20 protein-coding genes, 1 tRNA gene and 1 pseudogene are annotated in these 21,003 nt (G+C 57.4%); 14 read left to right on the top strand and 8 right to left on the bottom strand.

The features are described 5' to 3' along the window. Positions 1–10 precede the first annotated feature (10 nt). Positions 11–1,024: a lysylphosphatidylglycerol synthase domain-containing protein gene (locus ILT44_RS00965; protein ID WP_204237677.1), complete on the top strand. Its 1,014-nt coding sequence runs from the start codon at positions 11–13 to the stop codon at positions 1,022–1,024. Continuing rightward, positions 1,021–1,848 carry a class I SAM-dependent methyltransferase gene (locus ILT44_RS00970; protein ID WP_204237678.1) on the top strand — a complete coding sequence of 276 codons (828 nt, stop codon included), beginning with the start codon at positions 1,021–1,023 and terminating at the stop codon, positions 1,846–1,848. The genes ILT44_RS00965 and ILT44_RS00970 overlap by 4 nt, the downstream gene beginning before the upstream one ends. A 106-nt stretch (positions 1,849–1,954) precedes the next feature. Here the strand turns inward: ILT44_RS00970 and ILT44_RS30655 are convergent. Next, positions 1,955–2,158 (bottom strand): annotated as a pseudogene (locus tag ILT44_RS30655) (helix-turn-helix domain-containing protein); the annotation flags it as partial. 259 nt (positions 2,159–2,417) lie between these two features. After that, the gene (gene sciP, locus ILT44_RS00980; RefSeq protein WP_036356763.1) at positions 2,418–2,693 is read right to left on the bottom strand and encodes a CtrA inhibitor SciP; all 276 of its coding nucleotides are present in this window, start codon (positions 2,691–2,693) and stop codon (positions 2,418–2,420) included. Between the two features lie 339 nt (positions 2,694–3,032). Here sciP and mnmA point away from each other — a divergent pair, with 339 nt between their 5' ends. The 7 genes from mnmA to ILT44_RS01015 all read left to right on the top strand — a co-directional run bounded on the left by mnmA (position 3,033) and on the right by ILT44_RS01015 (position 8,698). After that, complete coding sequence (gene mnmA / locus ILT44_RS00985; RefSeq protein ID WP_204237679.1) at positions 3,033–4,187, top strand: tRNA 2-thiouridine(34) synthase MnmA; 1,155 nt, start codon at positions 3,033–3,035, stop codon at positions 4,185–4,187. A gap of 22 nt (positions 4,188–4,209) precedes the next feature. After that, positions 4,210–4,851: a class I SAM-dependent methyltransferase gene (locus ILT44_RS00990; RefSeq protein WP_204237680.1), complete on the top strand. Its 642-nt coding sequence runs from the start codon at positions 4,210–4,212 to the stop codon at positions 4,849–4,851. Positions 4,852–4,968: 117 nt separating this feature from the next. Beyond that, the gene (locus ILT44_RS00995; protein WP_204237681.1) at positions 4,969–5,187 is read left to right on the top strand and encodes a hypothetical protein; all 219 of its coding nucleotides are present in this window, start codon (positions 4,969–4,971) and stop codon (positions 5,185–5,187) included. 197 nt (positions 5,188–5,384) lie between these two features. Next, positions 5,385–5,461 (top strand) — tRNA-Met (locus ILT44_RS01000). A gap of 448 nt (positions 5,462–5,909) precedes the next feature. Next, positions 5,910–6,581 (top strand): HXXEE domain-containing protein, encoded by a 672-nt coding sequence (locus tag ILT44_RS01005; protein WP_204237682.1) that lies wholly within the window; start codon positions 5,910–5,912, stop codon positions 6,579–6,581. 639 nt (positions 6,582–7,220) lie between these two features. Continuing rightward, entirely contained in the window at positions 7,221–8,060 is an 840-nt protein-coding gene (locus ILT44_RS01010; protein ID WP_204237683.1) for a hypothetical protein, read from the top strand. 245 nt (positions 8,061–8,305) lie between these two features. Next, positions 8,306–8,698: a RidA family protein gene (locus ILT44_RS01015; RefSeq protein WP_204237684.1), complete on the top strand. Its 393-nt coding sequence runs from the start codon at positions 8,306–8,308 to the stop codon at positions 8,696–8,698. A gap of 66 nt (positions 8,699–8,764) precedes the next feature. Here the strand turns inward: ILT44_RS01015 and ILT44_RS01020 are convergent, their stop codons facing one another. Continuing rightward, a complete protein-coding gene (locus ILT44_RS01020; RefSeq protein ID WP_204237685.1) occupies positions 8,765–10,249 on the bottom strand; it encodes a sensor domain-containing diguanylate cyclase in 1,485 nt (494 codons plus the stop codon). Positions 10,250–10,550: 301 nt separating this feature from the next. On the opposite strand from ILT44_RS01020, the gene ILT44_RS01025 reads away from it, so the two are divergent. Continuing rightward, the gene (locus tag ILT44_RS01025; protein ID WP_204237686.1) at positions 10,551–10,739 is read left to right on the top strand and encodes a hypothetical protein; all 189 of its coding nucleotides are present in this window, start codon (positions 10,551–10,553) and stop codon (positions 10,737–10,739) included. Between the two features lie 61 nt (positions 10,740–10,800). On the opposite strand, the gene ILT44_RS01030 is transcribed toward ILT44_RS01025, so the two are convergent. From ILT44_RS01030 to ILT44_RS01040, 3 genes are all read right to left on the bottom strand, one after another. After that, positions 10,801–11,535: a TerC family protein gene (locus ILT44_RS01030; RefSeq protein ID WP_204237687.1), complete on the bottom strand. Its 735-nt coding sequence runs from the start codon at positions 11,533–11,535 to the stop codon at positions 10,801–10,803. Positions 11,536–12,525: 990 nt separating this feature from the next. After that, a complete protein-coding gene (locus ILT44_RS01035; RefSeq protein WP_204237688.1) occupies positions 12,526–13,155 on the bottom strand; it encodes a 3'-5' exonuclease in 630 nt (209 codons plus the stop codon). A 16-nt stretch (positions 13,156–13,171) separates the two neighbouring features. Further along, positions 13,172–13,441, bottom strand: coding sequence for a hypothetical protein (locus tag ILT44_RS01040; protein ID WP_204237689.1), 270 nt, complete (start codon positions 13,439–13,441; stop codon positions 13,172–13,174). Positions 13,442–13,702: 261 nt separating this feature from the next. Here ILT44_RS01040 and ILT44_RS01045 point away from each other — a divergent pair, with 261 nt between their 5' ends. After that, a complete protein-coding gene (locus tag ILT44_RS01045) occupies positions 13,703–14,083 on the top strand; it encodes a rhodanese-like domain-containing protein (RefSeq protein WP_204237690.1) in 381 nt (126 codons plus the stop codon). A 72-nt stretch (positions 14,084–14,155) separates the two neighbouring features. On the opposite strand, the gene ILT44_RS01050 is transcribed toward ILT44_RS01045, so the two are convergent. Continuing rightward, a complete protein-coding gene (locus ILT44_RS01050; protein ID WP_204237691.1) occupies positions 14,156–14,656 on the bottom strand; it encodes a lytic transglycosylase domain-containing protein in 501 nt (166 codons plus the stop codon). Between the two features lie 198 nt (positions 14,657–14,854). Continuing rightward, positions 14,855–16,069, bottom strand: coding sequence for a polysaccharide lyase family 7 protein (locus ILT44_RS01055; RefSeq protein ID WP_204237692.1), 1,215 nt, complete (start codon positions 16,067–16,069; stop codon positions 14,855–14,857). Positions 16,070–16,775: 706 nt separating this feature from the next. Between ILT44_RS01055 and ILT44_RS01060 the strand changes: the two genes are divergently transcribed. The 3 genes from ILT44_RS01060 to ILT44_RS01070 are packed head-to-tail and all read left to right on the top strand — an operon-like array spanning position 16,776 to position 20,955. Further along, the gene (locus tag ILT44_RS01060; protein WP_204237693.1) at positions 16,776–18,212 is read left to right on the top strand and encodes a nucleotide sugar dehydrogenase; all 1,437 of its coding nucleotides are present in this window, start codon (positions 16,776–16,778) and stop codon (positions 18,210–18,212) included. Beyond that, on the top strand, positions 18,133–19,719 hold the full coding sequence (locus ILT44_RS01065) for a glycosyltransferase (RefSeq protein WP_204237694.1): 1,587 nt from the start codon (positions 18,133–18,135) through the stop codon (positions 19,717–19,719). The genes ILT44_RS01060 and ILT44_RS01065 overlap by 80 nt, the downstream gene beginning before the upstream one ends. 30 nt (positions 19,720–19,749) lie before the next feature. After that, positions 19,750–20,955: a PilZ domain-containing protein gene (locus ILT44_RS01070; RefSeq protein ID WP_204237695.1), complete on the top strand. Its 1,206-nt coding sequence runs from the start codon at positions 19,750–19,752 to the stop codon at positions 20,953–20,955. The last annotated feature ends 48 nt before the right edge of the window (positions 20,956–21,003 follow it).

Raw genomic sequence — 21,003 nt, forward strand, 5'->3', positions numbered from 1 at the left:
TGCCGGCTCGATGAAGAACGTGCGTGAGTTCATTTGGCCCGTGATCGGGCTGCTGGCAGTCATCGTTTCCGGCTGGCTTCTCTATCGCGAACTTCGCGGCATGTCGTTGGATGACGTCTGGGACAGTCTGACAGCCGTTCCGTCTCACCGCTATGCCCTGGCCGGTCTTTCGACCCTTGTCGCCTATGCGGCTCTCGCCTGGTACGACCGGATCGCGCTGCTGCATCTCGGCGTGCATCACATCTCCTGGCTGTTCGTGTCCGTGACGTCGTTCACGACCTATGCCCTTTCCCACAATATCGGCGCTTCGGTCTTCTCCGGCGCCGTCGTGCGTTACCGGGCCTATACCTCGAAGGGGCTGGGGGCGCCGCAGATCGCCGTGCTGGTGGCCCTTTGCTCCTTCACCTTCGGGCTGGGCACCATCCTGCTCGGCGGCATCGTCCTGGTGGCCGATCCGACCCTGCTGCACCGGCTCGAGGAGCTTTTGCCATCGATGCTGACCAATCCGGCCACGGCCCGGACTGTCGGGCTGCTGCTGCTCGCCTTCGTCGCGCTCTATGTGGCCGGCTCAGTCCTGCACCTGCCGCCGCTCGTCATCCGCAAGGCCAAGCTCGAATATCCGCGTCCGGCCATCATGGTGCGCCAGCTGATCGCGGCGCCGCTCGAGCTCCTGGGCGCTGCCGGCATCATCTATTTCGTGCTCCCCGCGCATCTCGAGCCCAGTTTCATCATCGTTCTCGCCGTATTCCTGGCTTCTTTCTCGGCGGCCCTGGTGAGCCATGCCCCCGGCGGCCTGGGGGTGTTCGAGCTCGTTTTCCTCACTGCCATGCCCGATATCCCCAAGGCTGATGTGCTGGCGGCCTTGATCATCTTCCGCCTGTTCTATCTCCTGATCCCCTTCGGCCTCTCGCTCGTTGTGGTCCTGATGTTCGAGAGAGCGCGTCTGGCGCAGGCCTGGCGCGGCCGGATGGTCACCGCCGATGGCTCCGTGCCGCCGCCGCCTCTCTCCTCCTCCGATCAATGACTGTCTTCTGGCGCAGGTTGCGCTTCGGTCTGGCGACGCTCCTCGGCATCAGGCCTCTCGGCTTCTTCATTCCCTATCGCTATGCGGGCAGCATCGAGCCGCTGGGCTACCCGGCGCTGCAGCCCGTGTTCGAAGCGGCGCAGTCTCAGTTCTCAAGCGTGCTGGAGAGCATCGAAAGCCATAGCGCCGATCTAAAAGCCATTCTGGACGGCAAGAGCCCGGCGCGTTTCGATCAAAGCTGGTTCCCACGCCTCGATGCAGCTGCGGCCTATGCCATCGTTCGCCGGGAGAGACCGCAGAGAATCGTGGAGATCGGCTCCGGCCATTCGACCCGCTTCATGGCTCAGGCCGTGCAGGATGGCGAACTTTCCACCCGCATCACCTGCATCGATCCCGAGCCTCGAGCGACCTTGAACAGGCTCGATGTCGAGCACAGGCAGGCTCTCCTGCGGGATGCCGATCCCGCCGTGTTCGAGGCCCTGGTGCCGGGCGACATCCTCTTCATCGATTCCAGCCATATCGCCATGCCGGGTACCGATGTGGACCGTCTCTTCCTGGATGTGCTGCCGCGTCTTGCCAGCGGAACGCTGATTCACATCCATGACATCACCCTGCCTGATCGCTATCCCGAAGTCTGGGCTTGGCGCGGCTACAATGAGCAATTGCTGGTCGGCACGCTTGTGCAGGGGAGGGGTTACGAACTCGTCTTTGCCAGCCATCATGTCGTGAAGGAGCATCGGGAGGCTCTCTCCCGAGGGATCCTCGCCGAGCTGCCGCTGGTTCCCGACGCCCACGAAACCAGCCTCTGGCTTCGGAAACTCTAGAGCTGTTTCCACTGACGTGGAATCATTTCTCTTCTTTGGCTTGCCGCATATTTTGACGGCGAACCGGATCCACTTCGCCGAAATATGCTCTAGCGGGCGGCAATCGTCAGACGACCGCAGCCGGCCTTTGTCCCGGCTCCGGCACGGCGAAGCCCGCTTCCATGTACTCGTTGAGCTTGTTGCGCAGGGTCCGGATCGAAATGCCGAGGATCCTCGCCGCATGGGTCCGGTTGCCGAAGCAATGGGCAAGAGTGCCGAGGATCAGATGCCGCTCCACATCGGCGATGGTCCGACCGACCAGGATGCGCCCCAGGTTTTCGACGATTTGCTCCTGTTCGGCAGGAAAGGATGGAGCGATCCTTGCATCGGAAAAGCCTTGCTGTACCAACAGATCCTGGGTGCCGAGCACGATGAGATCCTGCCTTAAGGGAAGTGATTCAGGAGTTTATGCTCATTCTATGGTTAGGAAGCTCTTAACGGCTGAGCTTTGGCGGGAAAAATCAGCGGAGATCATGAAAAAGGCGCTGGCTCGGGTGAGCAGCGCCTCATCATAGAGCTTGCCGGCGTGCTTATTGCCGGTATTGCTGGATGCGCGTGGTGCGCAGGCCTGCCAAGCCATGCTGATCGATGGACAGCTGCCAGCTGAGGAACTCCTCGGTGGTCAGAGTGTAGCGCTGGCAGGCTTCTTCGAGGCTTAGGAGACCGCCGCGGACGGCAGCGACGACTTCGGCCTTGCGACGGATGACCCAGCGGCGGGTGCTGGTGGGAGGAAGGTCGGCAATCGTCAGGGGACTGCCATCGGGCCCAATGACATACTTGACCCTTGGGCGGTGGGGTTCGGTCATGATACGCTCACACAAAAATTCAACGACCTCAGTGGCTCGAACCTACGCGACGGGACTTAATGTTTTCCTAAGCCCTGTCAGGCGGTTATCGAGAGTGCCTAAGCTTAGCCATAAACGTTAACGTTGGCTTATTTCGGCGCACTTTCCCTTTAAGAATTGTGGCGCAAGAGCATCGGGCCCAAAAGTGGACTTGCACTTTTGGGATCCAGCCGATGCTTCTTCTGTATGCTGGCGCATCGTCGGGCGCGGAAAACCGGGTCCACTTTTCCACACGATGCGCTATAGAAGGGCTTTGGCCCCTCCCGTGCGCCGCCTTGAACGGCGCCTCTGGACGGAAACATGCTCAACTCACTCGACCTGCCTACCGAACCCTCGAAGACCCGCGTCGTGGTGGCGATGTCGGGCGGCGTGGATTCCTCCGTGGTCGCAGCCCTGCTCAAGCGCGAGGGCTATGACGTCATCGGAATCACGCTCCAGCTCTACGATCATGGCGCCGCCGCTCACCGCAAGGGCGCCTGCTGCGCCGGCCAGGACATCTACGATGCCCGCCGGGTGGCGGAGGCCATCGGCATTCCCCATTACGTGCTCGATTACGAGGCCCGCTTCCGCGAGGCCGTGATCGACCGCTTCACCCAGAGCTATCTGGAGGGCGAGACGCCGATCCCCTGCGTCGAGTGCAACCGCTCCATCAAGTTCCGCGATCTCCTGGAGACCGCCAGGGAGCTCGGCGCCGACGTCCTGGCCACCGGTCATTACGTGGCAAGCCGTGCCCTGCCGGACGGACGCCGCGCCCTTCACAGGGCCGCCGATCCGGACCGGGACCAGAGCTATTTCCTCTATGCCACCACGCCGGAGCAGCTCGACCTGCTGCGCTTTCCCCTCGGTGAGCTGCCCAAGGAGCAGACCCGCGAGCTGGCGCGGGAATTCGGGCTGACCGTGGCGGAGAAGGCTGACAGCCAGGATATCTGCTTCGTCACGCAGGGGCGCTACAGCGACGTGATCGAGCGCCTGAAGCCCGGCGCCGTTCAGGGCGGCGAGATCGTCCATGTCGATGGCCGGGTGCTCGGGCGCCACGAGGGCATCATCCACTACACGGTAGGTCAGCGAAAGGGCCTGGGCCTTTCCGTCGGCGAGCCGCTCTACGTGGTCCGTCTCGAGGCCAAGGAGGCCCGCGTGGTGGTCGGCCCCCGCGAGGCTCTGGCCACCCGGCTGATCCGCGTGACCGACGTGAACTGGCTCGGCGACGTGCCGCTCGACTCTTTACGCGAGGAGGGCATGGAGGTGGCCGTGCGCGTCCGCTCCACCCGCGAGCCGCGTCCCGCCACCTTACGATCCACAGGAACCAGCACTATTGTCGAGCTGTTATCGGCGGAAGATGGGGTGTCTCCCGGCCAAGCTTGTGTCATCTATGAGAGCGATGCGCCCCGGGCACGGATCCTTGGCGGGGGCACCATAGCTCGCACAATCGCCGAAACCGCGCCCGCCGCGGCCTGAGGCCTCGACCGAAGGAATCTATATGACGGATGGAGCGACCACCGTCCTGATGCGCAAGGCTTATGCGCGTTGGGCGCCGATCTACGACCTCGTCTATGACAAGCTGACGGAGCCGGCCGCGCGCGCCGCCGTGAACGCTGCTGTCGCCTGCGGTCCAAAGATTCTCGAGGCCGGCGTCGGGACGGGCTTGTCCCTCGGCTATTATCCGAAGCACGCCGAGGTCTATGGAGTCGATCTGTCGGAGGACATGCTCCGCCGGGCGCAGGACAAGGTCGAGAAGAAAGGCCTTTCCCATGTGAAAAGCCTGCAGGTGATGGATGTCACCCACCTCGGCTTTCCGGACGGGACTTTCGACGCGGTGACGGCGCAGTTCATCATCACCCTCGTGCCCGAACCCGAGAAGGCTTTGGACGAGTTCATGCGTGTGCTCAAGCCTGGCGGGGAGATCGTGCTGGCCAATCATTGGGGGCAGCCCTCGGGGCCTATCGCGACTCTGGAGGAGATGGCTTCTCCCTTGGCCAAGGCGATCGGCTGGAGCTCGGCCTTCAAGGCCGCTCGGGTCGAGGATTGGGCACGCCGGACGGGGCGCATGGAGGTTGTGGAACTCAGGTCCCTGTTCCCGAGCGGCTTCTTCAAGCTGATGAGAATCAAGAAGCTATCCTAGGACATTAGGCACAAGCGGATGAGCTGATGGCCGATCCCTCTGTGCCAAGAGGTGACTTTCGCGTTCCAAGCCCTATCTCCAAAGGAGGGGCGTCTCCAGACCACGAAAGCACTTCCTATGCGTCTTTTCATGTTCACCTCCCAGGCCAAGGACGATCTTCATGCCTTTGCAGGAGATGAATCCGGCACGAAGCTCCCGTCCAAATATGCTCCATGGGGCCTGACCGGCACGCTGAACTCCCGTGAGGCTCCGCCGCACAAGTTCTCCCGCAAGACCATTGAACAGGCAGTCTCGTCCGAGGGCTTCCAACTCTGGCGCATGAAGCCCAAGGGCTGATCGAGTCATCGACTATTCGCTCAGGTTCGGATTCTCAAGGGAATCGCCCCACAGCTTGGCGCCACTCTCCGTTTGAGGCAGCGTGATCGGCCGGACCGCCACAAATCCGCAGTTTGACCGCCCGTCTTTCTTGACACTGGGGGGCAACCTTCCCTATATCGCGCTTGCCTGATGCGGGGTCCGCCCCCGCTGCCTGGGGCGGAGTAGCTCAGTTGGTCAGAGCAGAGGAATCATAATCCTTGTGTCGGGGGTTCAAATCCCTCCTCCGCTACCATCAATCGGTTAAGTAATTGAAACTGAAGGCAAATTATATATTTTAGCCTCCTTTTTGGTAGCGCCTCCGCAAAAAAAGCTCAGTGACTTCTGTAGCTGAACAGCATCCAGTTGATGTTTGGCAGGCTCCGCACTCATTCGCAGCCAAAGCTATGTGGTGGATCTCTGCTACTGCTACTAAGTAGCTTGTTCAGGCCACGTTGGCCGAGCAGACATTTGCGTGGATTGCGAGCGTCTGCTTATTACCCGAAGCGGACTCCCGTCCAAACGATCGACCAGTTGCAAGCAATGTTAATCTTACGCAACGCCGTTGAGTTTAGTTTTGCGGGAGTCAAGTTGTAACCAGTGAGCTTTTCAGTACGCTCAGCGCCATCTCGTGTCGGGGGGCGATGCAAACAAATTGGTTCTACACGGTTTGGCCGTTCATCGGGTTGGGTGGAGCGATCCCGATGGTCGCCATCCTGCTGACGGCCGACACATTCCGTGGCAACACCGCGATATCGCGATGGCGTGATGTAGTGTGGCTGGGGTGGCTCGCCACACCGCTCTATCTGGTGCATCAGTTCGAGGAATACAGCCTGCCGGTGCTCGGCTTCGATTACTCAATCCAGGAAATGATTTGCAAGAACTTGGGTTTTCCGCCGTATCCGGACTGCCCGATTCCCCTGTCGTTCTACCCGGTGGTGAACATCGCTCTCATGTGGTTTGGGGCGCCGCTGGCGGCGTACCTTGGCAGGCGCAACGTCCTCATCGGCCTCAGCTTCTGGGGATTGATCTTTGCCAACGGACTTCTGCACACCGTGGGGGGCGTCGCGCAGGGCGCTTACAACACCGGCGTATGGAGCAGCGTCATCTTGTTTGTTCCGTTGTCCCTCTGGGTCGTTTATGCCTGCGCGATTCGCGGACCATACAGCGGCAAGGTCGTGGGCGTGGCGTTCGCCACCGGAGCCGTCACTCATGTCTTGCTTTTCGTCGGCTACGGATTTTTCAAGTCCGGGGTGATCGGCAATGCGGGCCTGCTGGTCTATGCCGCCGTGATCGGTTTCACGCCAATCATCTTGGCGGCTCTTGCGAGCCGGTTCTTCAAGCCGGAGTTGTTGCGGCCAGCTCAGATGCAATAGGACGAGAGGACGAGCGAGGCGAAATGCGTGAGAGAAAATTCACAATAGGGGTATTGTCCGCTTCTGGCACAAAGCTGAAGTTGCCTGAAATCTCAGTTTTAGCCAAAAGAACATAGGCGGAACTCAAGGGTCGAAGAGTGGGCGGATTGACGGTAGCGGACCTCCGCTAACATTAGACCGCCCCTGCGGGAATGGCGTTCCGCCGATCAATTTTGCCAAGCTGCCATTGATGTCAATCGAGACTTGGCCTGCGGCTGTGGCGGGGTGAACGACGATAGTATCAACCAATTCACGCGCCGAGGCTTTCGAGAGTTCGCTTCCTTCGGTTGAGCCTTCCGCGATCGCTATCCCAAGGCGCTTCACTGCCTCGAGATAGCGATCGATAGCACGGGGGTGGAGCGTGACAACCTTCGGCGGATCATCGAGGCTATTCAGCTCCTCCCGGAACCAACATTTGCACCAATTGTAAACGTCTGTCGGCGGCTCGCGTATCTCTGCCGCAAACCGTCGTGCCGTCCTGTGATCCGTAGACAACAGGCCCCGACTTTGCGCAGGGGAGGCAGCCTGCCGTCTATCGCCCTGAACGGAACTCTGCTTGACTTGTTGTGGGCGGGCTGGGGAGTTCGGATGGAGCACCTCATGACTGGACAATGCACGCCCTGCGGGCTGTTGGGATTGTGGCTGGCACTCGCCATATCAGTGGGCTTCGGAAGTTCTTTCGCCTTTGCCCAGGAGCAGCACGAGGCAAGCACGAGCGATCTCGCCAAGGCGGCGCAGAACCCCATTGCCGATATGATCAGCGTGCCGTTCCAGAACAACTTCAACTTCCACGTCGGCCCGCACAATCAGCTTCAGGACATCCTCAACATCCAGCCCGTCATCCCGATCTCGCTGGACCGGGACTGGAACCTGATCACGCGCTGGATCACGCCGGTGATCTCGCAACCGCCCCTGACCGTGACGGGCGACCGCGAGTTCGGTCTCGGGGACATCAATCCGAGCTTCTTCTTCTCGCCTAAGCAGCCGACGCACGGCATCATCTGGGGCATCGGTCCGACCTTCGTGTTCCCGACCGGCACCGACAAGACGCTCACACAGGGCAAGTATTCGATCGGTCCGACCTTTGTTGCCCTGACAATCCAAGGCCCCTGGGTGCTCGGCGTGCTCGTCAACAATGTCTGGTCCTTCGCGGGCAAGAGCAACCGCAGCCCCGTCAACCAGATGTTGTTGCAGCCTTTCGTGAACTACAACCTGCCCGGCGGCTGGTACTTGACGTCGTCGCCCATCATCACCGCCGACTGGGAAGCCAGCCATGGCGACCGCTGGACTGTGCCAATCGGTGGCGGCTTCGGGCGGGTGTTCAAGATCGGCAAGCAGCCGATCAATGCGCAGCTCGCGGCCTACTACAACGTCGCAAGGCCTAGCGGGGGCTCTGACTGGCAGCTCAGAACCCAGGTGCAGCTTCTGTTCCCGAAATAGGCGCAGTCGATGGGACAAACCCTTCTGAACAGGTCCCGTTCAATCATGAGGCTGTAGAACCGCGCCACCCGCCGCTTCAGGTGAATCCGATGCAACACCAACTGGCGCGATTATCGGCAGGGGCAGCGGTTCACGAGCCGATGGCTCGCCCAGTGAGGGAAATCCGTCGTCCTTGAACCTGAATGTCGGACTGGTGCAACTGTTTGCATACGATACAGTGGCAGCATGCAAGGGGAGGACCAGGCATGTCCAAGGAAGTCGTCGAAGTCCCAGTTCTGTCTGAAGGCGTGCGCCGGGTAGGCGTTCCGCTGTCCATGGTGACGAGGGCGAACGGTTTCGTCTTCGTCTCGGGAACGCCGCCGTTCAATCTCGAGACGGGCGGCTTCGTGAAGGGCGATATCGAGGTGCAGACCGAGGCGTCCCTGCGGGCGCTTCAGCATTGCCTCGAGAGTGCGGGAACCTCCCTCGACAAGGTGGTGATGGTGCGGATCTATGCCGCCAATGCCGGGTTCTATGCCGCCATCAACCGTGTATATGCCCGCTTCTTCCCCGAGAATCCTCCTTCGCGAACCTTCGTGCCAGTCGCATCCTGGCCCATGGAGTTCGACATCGAGATCGAGTGCATCGCGGTCGCTTGAGACGTCGGATGGCACTGGGCAAGGGAGATGGAGTGAGGTCGCCTTTCATTCCCTGAAGAGTCAGGGTCAGGCTGCCTGATGTGAGCGGATGCTCTCGCCGGGGCTGCGGACGCAATTACGGCCCGCTGCCTTGGCAAGATAGAGCGCTTGGTCCGCCGCCTCGAGGAGAGTGTTCCTCTCGCCACCGCGGGGTGCCCGCTCAGAAGCGGCACCGATGCTCACCGTGACACATTGATAAGGGCTTCCCTCATGCACGAGGGCCATGGCGCTGATGGTCTGTCGAATCCTGTCGGCGATCATCAGGGCGCCCGCCAGATCCGTCTCGGGCAGGATGATGGCGAACTCTTCGCCGCCGTAGCGGGCTGCGATGTCCCGTGGTCGGCGGATGCTGCCGTCGAGCGTGCCGGCGATCGCGCGCAGCACTTCATCGCCGCGTCCGTGCCCGTAGCGGTCATTGAAGCTCTTGAAGTAATCGGCGTCGATGTAGAGCAGCGACAGGGTGGAGCCTGAACGGATCGCTTGGCGCCATTCGCGCTCGAAAGTCTCACGGAAGGCACGACGGTTCGGAAGGCCTGTCAGGTCATCCGTTCGCGCGATGCGTCTGAGCTTGGTCTCGGCTCTCGTGCGGCGTTTAAGTTCGCGCTGGAAGAGAAATGTCAATCCGACGACTGCGCAGCACAGCACCAGCGTCACAAGGCTGAGAACAAGGGCTTTCCTTTCCCAAGCGGAGAAAACCTCCTCCACCGACAGTGCAACGGTAAGAACCATCGGATATCTGTCCAGCCGCTCGAAGGAGATGATGCGGTGCACCCCATCGATCGGAGAGACCGAATCGAAGGTCCCCGACTTCTCGCGCAGGAGTCGCTGGACATGAGGCGAACCACCAAGGTTCTGGTCGATCTGGCTTTCGTCGTAGGGGTAGCGTGTCAGGAGGACGCCGTCGCTGCGGAAGAGGTTGATGGCCCCTAGCGGGCCAAGACTCAGGTTCTGGAAGCGTTGATTGATCGTGCTCAGGGCAATCGAACCCATAGCCACTCCGGCGAAGGCGCCATCGGGATCGGAAAGGCGTCGACTGATCCCGATGCTGAGATCGCCGTGAGGTGCTTTACTGCGGTAGGGGCGGCTCACATGGAGCCCAAGGTGGTTATTCTCCTTATGGACCTTGAAGTACTCGCGGTCGGAGACGTTGAGCGAACGTGAGGCAATGATCGGCCCCGCATCGGCGATCAGGTCGCCATTCTTGTCCAGGAGCAGCAAGCTCCCCATGAAGGATGCCGAAACCGCCCTGTCGAAGAGCATCCTGTACTGAAGGTCAGGCGAAAGCTTATGAAACCCGCGATGGCGAAGACCCTCGATCGCTCCCTTGAGAGAGAGGTCCAGGAGTTCGATATTGTTCTCGAGATCACGGGTGATGGTGGTCAGCATATTATGGGAAGACCTTTCAGCCTCCTGCCAGGTGCCAAGTCGATCCATCCAGAGCGTGTGGGCTGAAATCCCAAGGATTCCAAGTGCAATCACGCCTGCGATCAGGTGCAAATAAACTTCTGACAACAGACGCTTCATCGGTCGTACAACGATCTGATCTGAATTTATTCTATAAGCAAGGTGACGAGGGCAGGCCAACAGAATTGTTGCCAGCAAGGCGGTATCAATTAGTCTCCTATGAAGACTCGATTTGTCTTGGAATGGAACATTGTAGCTTATTATCTGAGTAGATGCAGGTTTTCATTATAACATATAATCCACTTGGCCCGATTTTGGGTTTATTTTACTTCCTTCGTCATAAAGAGGAATCCGTGCAAGAGAAGGAGAGGGTATGTTCGGCCCCTCACACTCCCACAAGATTTGGCGGATGATGAGTGCTTTGATCGACGCACGCCCGGAATGGGCCGACAAGAACACATTTGAGGCTGACCGTGAGAAGATGCTTCGGTATGGGACATCCATCGGCATCAGCTTGGAGGAGCTTTTCAGGATGACGGATTCGGACGCGATCCTGAGCCTCTGGACGGCCGCTGAAGCAGCACAGCTTGAGGATTGACAGGCCTGCGAGGAAAGGATCGAGCACGGAAGTTCAATCGCCGCGCCCGATCTTCTTTGGATTATTGCGCCCTCTTGGCCCGGCGCGAGAGCATATTCAAGATCTCGATCAGAGCCGAAAAAGCCATTGCTGCATAGATATAGCCCTTGGGCACGTGAGCACCGAAGCCTTCCGCGATCAAGACCATGCCGATCATGAGTAGGAAGCCGAGAGCGAGCATGACCACTGTCGGATTTTTCTGAATGAAACGTGCCAGAAGATCAGCCGCCAGCAACATGACGGTTACAGCGGTGACAACAGCGATCACCATGATCGGCACATGATCCGTCATTCCGACTGCTGTGATGATGCTGTCGATCGAGAACACGAGATCCAGCAGCAGGATCTGCACGATCGCCGATGCAAAGCTTATTTGAGCCTTGCGACCTTCGAACAGGTCGGAACCTGGATCAGGATCCATATTGTGGTGGATCTCTTTGGTCGCCTTCCAGACCAGGAACAGACCGCCTGCGATCAGGATGAGATCGCGCCACGAAAAGCCATGGTCAAAGGCCGTAAACAGGGGATCGGTCAATCGAACGATGATAGCGATCGTCCCGAGCAGGGCGAGACGAAGCACCAAGGCCAACCCAATGCCGATTTTGCGGGCCTTGGCCTGCTGATGAGCAGGCAGCTTGTTGGTCAGGATCGAGATGAAGATGAGATTGTCGATTCCGAGCACCACCTCCATAACAACAAGGGTCGCTAACGCCACCCAGGCAGTCGGATCCGTCGCCAATGTCAAAATCTGGTCCATTTAGCCTTGCTCACAATTGGGATCTCTTATTTCGGTTACTGCACAGCTTGCGCAAGGGCTGAGCCTCTTTTTCTTGGCTTTCCGGCATCACAACCGTCTGGTTTTTTAAGCAAGAGGTCGATGTCGTGGGGCTCGCGCTTCGGCCCCAGCCCATCGGCCGCACATCGTGCTTGCCGTGCAAGCTAGGCTTTGAAATAAAATAATATTAATCTTCAATGACTTAGCCCTATTTGAGCTTCTCGGCGCTGAGCCAGTGGAACCGGGAATGGCGGCAGAAGCGTTCCTTCATGAGAAGAATGGAGTTGAGTCATGGTAGGATCAGCAGGGCATTGGCTGTTGATGGCTTCACTAATGGGAGTCTTGGGGACTCCAATTCCCGTGTTGGCTCAAGCTGGGCGCACTTGGATCGATCCGCCGGCAGAGAGTGGTACGAAAGCCCCAGGGCCGGCCCCTGCTCCTGCAGTGCAGCAGCCACAGACCTCTTCCCCTGCTACTGCGCCGTCTCCGGCTCAGCTTTCTTCGAGCCCGGCACCACCGCAAGTTCTCAAGGATAAGGAAAGCGCGGAGGCGCCGGCCCCTTCCGTGGCATCACCACGGAAGGAGGAAGCAAGCGCGCAGGTCAAGGAGAAGTCATCGGAGGAAGGCAAAATCCGCCGATCATCGCAGCAAGTACGCAATGCGACACGCAGTCAAAGGCGGAATGAGCAGGCTGCGCGAAGATACGAGCCCCGTGTTGAGGTGTCACAGGCCCGTCCGCCTCGCAATAGCCTTGAGCGGCGTGCGCGGATAACGCGTTATGGATCAGTTCAAGAGGGAGTTGATGCAGGTCTAGAAGTGATGAGATTGCGGACGATCGAACTCCCTGATGGTCGACGTATCAACGTTCTGACCCGTCCCAATCAGGACATCGCATCTCAACTGCCGGACGGTTACTGAATCTAAGAGATCTATTGGGCGGTCTGTGGGGTCTGTTCAAGCGAAGTTTAACTCCTACGTGGCAGGCCGGCTCAGCCCCTCATTGAATCCAGGCGCCTGAGCGGCAGCACTCCCCAGGTGTCCTGCGATCTCTTGAACACGGTGACGGATATCCAGCCAAAGTCGTTGCTCGCGTCGAGCATCTGCGAGAGCGCGGTGCTCAGCAGGGCCGAGTTGATCATCCTCTCTCTGGGCTTGAGCGAGGACGTCCTTCAAAATTCCATCATGCAGCTCTGCTGGGACGCCCGCATTATGCAAGATCCCATGCACCACCTGCCGATGTGCCGCTTCTGTATCCTCAAGGCGCAGGGCATGCCGCGGCAGACCAGCCGTGCGAAGCAGCCGACTCAACCATTTCCCATCCCACGAAGGTGCTGTTGCGTAGAGGCTATGCCCTGCCAGAGCGGACACCATTTGCTGTGCAACCGCCGATACTGCGATTCCTTCCAATTCCAGCCGAGCCCGCGAGATTCCGTGGATGGTCTCCGCCTTTGCATCCCAATCGGTCCAAGATGGGTCGGGCCGGATGAGATAGCTCTCCTCCTTACCATTTGCGAGAACCCAGGCGACCTCGATGGGATGGCCGTTCTTGCCCAGGGAAGAGGCTTCAAAATCGAGAAATGCGATCTTTGGCCATTCAAGCATTGCAGACCCTCTCACGTCATGCGTCAGACCTTGAAGACTGCTCTTCCTTTAATAGCGAGCGAACAGCCACCAGCAGGGCGTCATCGGACATAGTTTTCTCCCAATCCCCAGGAAGCTCGAGGCGCACTGACTTTGCTCCTCCCGACGGCGTGCAGACCACATGAACGTGATCTTCTGCACCGTCCACCCGCGCCGCATCAGTCTTCTCCGGATCATTGCCAAGTCCTGCAAAGGCCTGAATGCAAGACCATGCGATGCCTTCGGAATCTGTTACCTCGCGTGACATGTCATGATCCTCTTGAGGATTGTGGAATGGTGTTGGCCCAAGCCTGGGCGGAGTATTCCAATCAAAACGTAAAACTGCTCTCGTCCGGAACTCGACTGCTCTGGGATCGCTAAAGCGCTTTGGCCTTCATCAACGCGCCAGACAGCATCAAGGCTCCACTGCCCGCTTCATCGGCTTTGAGCCTGATCCTTCTTGACACATGAAGCCGGTGGGCGGAGCCTCTTGCCGCTGCCACATAGCAGGCTCTGTATGGAGAGAACCATGGCTAGAAACGTGAAGGATCTGCTGGCTGAAGCAAATTCCTCAGTCCCCAGGCTGTCCCCCAGCGAAGCAGCCGAGAAGATGCGTGCGGGCGAGGTTCTTGTCGTGGATGTGCGGGATCCAACGGAGGTCCAGCAAACCGGTAAGCTCAAAGGAGCGATCAATGTCTCTCGGGGCATGCTGGAGTTTCGTGCCGACCCCGAGAGCCAGTATCACAATCCAATGTTCCAGAAGGATAGACCGGTTCTCCTGCACTGCGCCTCGGGCGGACGTTCAGCGTTGGCAGGGAAGACCCTGCAGGACATGGGCTATACCGCAGTGTTCAACATCGGAGGGTTCAAGGACTTGGCGGAGGCAGGGATCGATACGGAGCCTGCATGACATTGAGACGCCCACGCAGCCTGTGCAGATGCTCAACCTAATCGAGGCTGAGCATCTGTTCGTCCGGCGAATTCAGCGGGCAGTGGCCGACGTGAATGCTGCGGAGGGCAAAGCCGCTGCAGGCGGCGTGATCGAGCCGGTGGAGACAGGATCGTCGATCGCCGTCCTTAGCGCATGAAGCAGGCCTTTGCGCTTCGCTTCATAGTAATAGCCGCTGGCATATAGAGCCACTGCGCGATCGGCGTTGCCACCTGAAACTTTATACGCATTGGCAAGATAGGGAACCGCATAGGTCAGATTGGTATTGGCATCGAGCAATCCCGATGGACTTCCTCGATATCCCATGCCGCGAGCTGTCGCATAGCGGATTTGCATCAATCCCAAATTGCCTCGGCTTGATGCCTGCGGATTATAACCACTTTCTCGTTTGATGACCCGATGGACCAACGCTTCAGGGACGCTGTGCGCCTTGGCGTGCTGTGCGACCAATGAATTGATCAAAGGTTGCTCCGATGCAGCGGCTGGCAAGGAGCAGGCGAGCACTGCACAGGCAAGATGAAGACGAGAGATCATGCATGTCCCCTTGGTTGAGGACATTTCTCGGTATCAATCGTGGCAATAGGACGTCAGCTTGGCCGTAAGATTTCCTGCGCGAGTGTAATTGAGTTGCGTTTAGAGTGCACGAAATCGATTGCTAGCTCTTTCGGATAAGTGCCGACTGCTAAGAGGAGCGGAAGTCTTCTCCAGTCCGTGATGTCAGGAGAGTACTTCTTATATGATGAGGAAGTCGGCTGCAGTTATCTTCAGATCTGCATCTATTTTGACGAACTGGACGGCACGTGTCCTGCCGGATCCATCAGCGTCGTAGAAGAGGCCGCCTGTCTTGTCGTTATAGATGATCCGATCCTGTGCATCCAAAGCCTTCGGGCCGATGACCAGACTTTCCGGTGCGAGTTTTCCGTATTTGAGCTTCGTGAAAACACTATCGTTGAGGCGGATCGTGTCGTCCCTGACGTTGAAGTCGAGAATGACGTCGATGTTGTTGGCCCCAAGTCTTGTATCGAACGTGAAAGTATCCTGGCCCGATGAGCCGACGAGCACGTCGTTGCCGCCTTTGCCCCAGAGCAAATCGTTGCCGCCTTTACCCTCCACCCTATCATTGGCATTGGAGCCGGTCAGCTTGTCGCCCTCATTTGTCCCAGAATAGGTTTTCGATGTGGAAGGGAGAGAAGGTGATTTCGACATTGGCTGAGGCGTCGCATCGATATGGCTGAACTTCAGGGCATAAAAGGAGGCCTGTCCATAGCCGATTCCTTGCGTCTCGTTGACTCCTAGGTAGGTGCCAGCCTTGAAGTATAGGGCATCGCTCTTCCAAGCCTGATGGATCGTATCTGCGGCCGTGTATGTCTGCCCATCGGCATAGACCGTCACTTTTACACGATTGGACGTGACGTCGATGGTGTAGGTAAATTTTTCATTCAGAGAAACATCGGGTTTGGCACCAGCGCTGTTGCTCGGCATGAACTTTGTCTCTCTGCCAGTGCTCCCTGCCATATCGTTCTCGAAATATAAGGCTCCCTTATCCCAATAAAGGCGGGCAAGTTCGTCATCCTTTCCATGAACCTGCCCGACGATCATGCGCCCCTTTGCTCCGTTGAAGAGCGTCGGAACTTGGTCGATCTCTAAGGTGGCTTTCATGAAGCCACCCTGCCGGATCGTCCATGCTGCCCGCTCGGAGCCGTTCATCTCGCGCAATTCAGAGCGTGCATACCGGGAACCAGCTGTTGTTGCTCCTTCGACGGGAGCTTTGAACACCATGGCTCCATCGAAGCCTGTGTAGAAATAATCGCGATGCTGGTACCCGCTGAGATTTTTCACCTCGCTGGCTGTGCCGAAGAATGTGCCATTTCGATCTATCGGAAGAGTAATCTTCCAATGGATCAGACTAAAATTCTTGCTTGGAGTAACTGATGCTCGCGAAGTCAATGTCTGGTGCCCCGAAATATGTCGAGCCGTTCTCCGGCTATATTTTCAGTCGTTAGAGTTGTTCGCTTTTTATCTGGTTATAATCAGAACAAATAAACTATGTTGTTCGAAGGGTTTCCACTCCTCCGCGAAAGCCTTGGAGGTGCAGAATTCTGTCTTAGCTGCGCGGCAGGCGTCAACTTTTCTTGGAGCGCATGGTAAAGACAGCATTTCTGAACAATGGCCGTTCAATCGCGAGGCTTAAGCCCAGTACGAGGTAAACCGGAAGCGTGACATAGAAGGGGTGGTGAAGACTGATTCTCTCCCATCCGAAGGGGGTAAGATAATATAACGTAAAAAATTCACGTTGGGAGCTTTTCATTGAAAGTCTTCCATTGCGCTTTGTCCAGCGCCCAGCAGGTTCGTCACACCTGTACCTGTGGTGGAGCATCCATTTCAGTAACAGCCTAGGACCGGCATAGCGAATATTTCAAAGAAGAACCTCGCAAAGCCGCTCCCCCAGTTGGTGCTGTCGGTCCGAGAGTATCTCAAAATTCTATCGGGCTTGTTGGTCTAATCCATGTGAAAATTGGCGTTCATAAGAATAAGCTTAGTATAGATTGAGCAAAATCTCTGAGTGCAGTGCAGCAAAAATAATCAAGTGGGTGTATGCACTCTTATGAGTTAAGTAGGGCCGTTGATAGGAGTAGTTCTTTTCTTAACCCATATGAGGTATCTCTCCAGCCAGAATAGTGAAGAGCTTTTGAGTCAAGCAGTAGTATTTATTGGGCTGTACCCGGCGCGCCAAGCATTTAGCGCCTTAATTCCACTGTCGGTCAGCAGGAACAGCCTAATGCAAATTAGTGTATTCGGGATTGGCTACGTCGGAGCGGTTTCGGCAGCGTGCCTCACAAATGATGGTCACCACGTTATTGCGGTCGATCCAAACCCTCAGAAAGTCGGTCCACTCAATGAAGGCATCAGCCCGATCGTCGAACCAGGCCTCGGCGAGCTGATTCAAAGCGGAGTCCGTAGCAAGCGCCTCGTGGCTACAAGCGATGTGCGTGAAGCTATCCAGGGCTCGGATTTATCTTTTGTCTGTGTCGGAACGCCCTCCCGTTCGAACGGCTCTCTTGACACGGCTTATGTCAGTGCCGCTGCCGAAGAGATTGGTGCAGCGATCCGGGAGAAGAATTCCTTCCATTCCGTTGTGATGCGGTCCACGATATTGCCTGGAACCATGGAGAGCATTGTTCTACCTGCTCTCGAGCGTGCCTCAGGGCGTCAAGCTGGCGTAGGATTCGGTGTTGCCTATTACCCTGAGTTCCTGCGTGAGAGCACCGCCATTAGCGATTACTATGATCCCGGCGCGATCATTTTCGGACGCCACGATCAGGCGACGGTAGACCGTCTGATCGAACTTCATAAGATCTTCAAGGTCGAGCCTAGGATCGTCTCCATCCGAACTGCCGAAGCCGTGAAGTATACCAACAATGCTTGGCATGCTCTTAAGATCAGCTTCGCCAATGAAATTGGTAACATCTGCAAGGAAGCCGGCATTGACGGTCATGCGGTGCTGGATGTTTTGTGCGCCGACACGCGTCTCAACATTTCCAAAGCATATCTCAAACCCGGCTTTGCCTTCGGCGGCTCTTGTCTGCCCAAGGATCTTCGTGCTCTGCGATTTGCGGCCCGAAAGCTGGATGTGCCAACCCCCATTCTCGATGCCACGATGGCGGCCAACGAGGAGCAGTTGCGGCGTGCCTACTCCATGATCGCTGCAACCGGCAAGCGGCGAATCGGGATCATCGGTTTGAGCTTCAAGCCGGAGACGGACGACTTGCGTGAGAGCCCGCTGGTTGACTTGGCGGAGCGTCTGTATGGCCGAGGATACGATATCCGAATCTATGATCCGAACATTCAAGTCTCGAAGCTGACAGGGGCGAACCTCCAGTTCGTGAAAGCGCATCTCCCGCATCTGACATCGTTTCTGACAGCTGACATCAATGAAGTCGTCGATCATGCCGAGGTCTTCGTTCTCGGCAATCGTGAGGAGGCCAAGCGAATCCTTCACGTCGTACAGGATGATCGCCCTCTCATTGATCTCGTCCGCATCGATCCAACAAGGTGTTCAGGTGACGTCTATCAGGGAATCTGCTGGTAACGGCAGCGTCCGTCTCTCGGAGACAGTAGGGGCGCATATACTCTACGTGGTTGCCGTAGCAGCTTTGGCTGCTGCGCTTCCACTAGAGGCCTATGGCTCCGTCGGCACCGGTATAATCGGCGCCGTCGGAATTCTGGCCATGTGGCGTTACGGATGGGGTCTGCTGCACTTCGTTCGAGCACTGGTGTTCCGCAAAATGATTTTTCCAAGACAGCGGAAGGCTGCCGATGCGGCAATCAGGCTGGATCCTCCTCATGCATATCTGCTTGTGACAACCTTTCGCATCGACAGCATTGTCACCACGCGTGTCTACCGGGCTGCTTTCGAAGCTGCATTAGCAGCGCCAGGGAAGGCCACCATCGTAGCGTCCATCGTAGAGACAGGCGACCAGCGCCTGATCAAGAGCTTGTTCCAGAGGATCTGTGGCGACCAGGACAAGGTCAACTTGGTGATCGTGAGAATTGCCGGAACCGGTAAGCGAGACGCTCTTGCCTATGGGTTCAGAGCCGTCGCGCGGCAGGCCCCGGCGCCCGACGATGTTGTCGCCGTTATTGACGGCGATAGCATCGTTCCTCGGGATCTCGTGTGGAAGTGTGCCGGCTTCTTCCGGCTCGATCCGGCAGTCGGTGCTCTGACGACTGATGAAACGAGCGAAGTGCGTGGCGCCCGCATATTTCAGGAGTGGTACGCTCTGCGCTTTGCTCAGCGGCATACGCTCATGTCATCTGTAGGCCTGTCGGAGCGAGTTTTGACGCTGACAGGGCGCATGTCGATGTTCCGGGCGAATATCATCTGCAGTCCGGAATTCATACGTCAGGTTGAGCTGGATTATGTCGATCACTGGCGCTTGGGCCGTTTCAAGTTCCTGACCGGGGACGATAAGTCGAGCTGGTTCTGGCTGCTCCGGAATGGATACAAGATGCTCTACGTTCCGGATGTCGTCGTTCTGACCGTGGAGGATCCTCCATCGGAAAATTTCATATCGGCAGCTGCTATGCTGATGGTGCGGTGGTTCGGAAACATGCTGCGGACGAACTCCAGGGCTGTTGCCCTTGGCCCCTGGAAAATCGGCTTGTTCACCTGGTGGGCAATTCTCGACCAGAGAATGTCAATGTGGACGTCGCTGGTCGGTTTCGCTGTCGCCCTTCTCGCTGCAATCTTCATCAGTGGCTATGCTCTCCTGCTTTATGCACTCTGGATTCTGGCATCCCGGTATGTCTTGACCTTGTCTCTCTTGGCTGCCCGACCAAGGGTGTCGGTCTTCTATCCGTTCCTCCTCTACTTCAATCAGATCTTCGGATCGCTCATTAAGGTTCATGTCACATTCCGTCTGGATCGCCAGAAATGGACTCGGCAGAAGACGACATCTGGGAATGTGGCGAAGCGCCCCTTGATCGCAAGCAACTTCATGTCTGCCTACATGCATGGTCTTGCGCTCACCGCTTTCCTGACGGTCTTGGCATGGAGCATGGACGTGCTGCCAACGCCGATGCACATCCTTCCTTAAAGACAGCGATGCCGCTTGGAGAATATCTTTATGACGAAGATCACGCACGAAGCCGAGGTTCAAAGGCAGCATCCACGATATCGCCTTCCTGTGAAGTGCATTCATAACGGAATGCAGCTTGCTGTCGTCGACGTTTCGGTCGGAGGAATCGGTCTGCGCACAGGATCGCTCGACGTCAAGGCTGGAAATGTTCTCGATCTCACCCTTGCCTTTCCATTCAGTGGCTATGAGCTCACTCTGCCCATCAATGCGGAGGTGCGCTACGTTGCTGAGGAACACAACAGGATTGGTCTTCGATTTGTCGACGTCTCTCCTCGCCAGCATAGTCTCCTGCGGTTCATGCTTGATGCCTACTTATCTGGAGAAGTGGTAGAAGCCGGCGACGTTCTGGATGTTGTTTCCCGTCGCAATGAGGGCAAGACCCGCGAGGTTCCTCCGAAGCCGCAGCCTCAAGGTTTTGCAGCCAAATTGGCCCACCATGGGCGCAGCGTTGCAGGTTATGTTGGCATCGGCGCGGTGACATTGCTTCTTGTCGGTTTCATAGGGGCAAGTCTTTTCGAGCGCCTCTATCTCGTTCCGGGCCAGGCGGCCCAGATCACGGCTGATCTGGTCACAGTTCCTGCTCCGTCCAATGGCCAACTCACCTTCGTTGCTGCCGGTAATGAGGTGAAGGCTGGAGAGCCGCTCCTTACGATCCAGGGATCCCAGGGCAGCAGCATCGTCATCGACAGCCCGTGCTCCTGCGTGGTTCAGGCTCGCTACAGCCGGACTGCCAACTTCGTCAGGGAAGGGATGCCGATCCTTACCTTACGTGAGAAATCAAGTACTCTCTACATTACTGCGAGCGTTCCGAACGATCAGGTCCTTCGTTTTTATAAAGGGGCGAGCGCTGTCATCGAATATGCCGACGGCACGCGGGTAAAGGAAACCAATATAGAACGCCTGCCATCCTTCGAAGACCATGCAGCGGCAGGGCGGTTCATCGTCAAACTCGCGCCTGGCCGTGAACTGGGCGCATCGACAATTGGGCAACCTGTATCTGTAGTCTTCAATACATTTTCTGGGTCTTCGATCGGTTCAGCTGTCAGTAAACTGCAAACAGCTGCAAGCTGGGCAGGAAACAGGATTGCAGCTATCTTCAACAAGGGTAGCGAAGTGGCCAATGCACCAAAAAGGGCCAAAGAGCCTCAAACCGATAACGGGAGGCGCCTTGCCGGGCTCGGGTCTGGGGAATGACTGAGCCCAGGTCATCATATTGAGGACCTCACTTGGATTTTTGGAGAT

The sequence above is a fragment of the Microvirga arvi genome (assembly GCF_016892765.1).
In the GTDB taxonomy this organism is placed as follows: Bacteria; Pseudomonadota; Alphaproteobacteria; order Rhizobiales; family Beijerinckiaceae; genus Microvirga; species Microvirga arvi.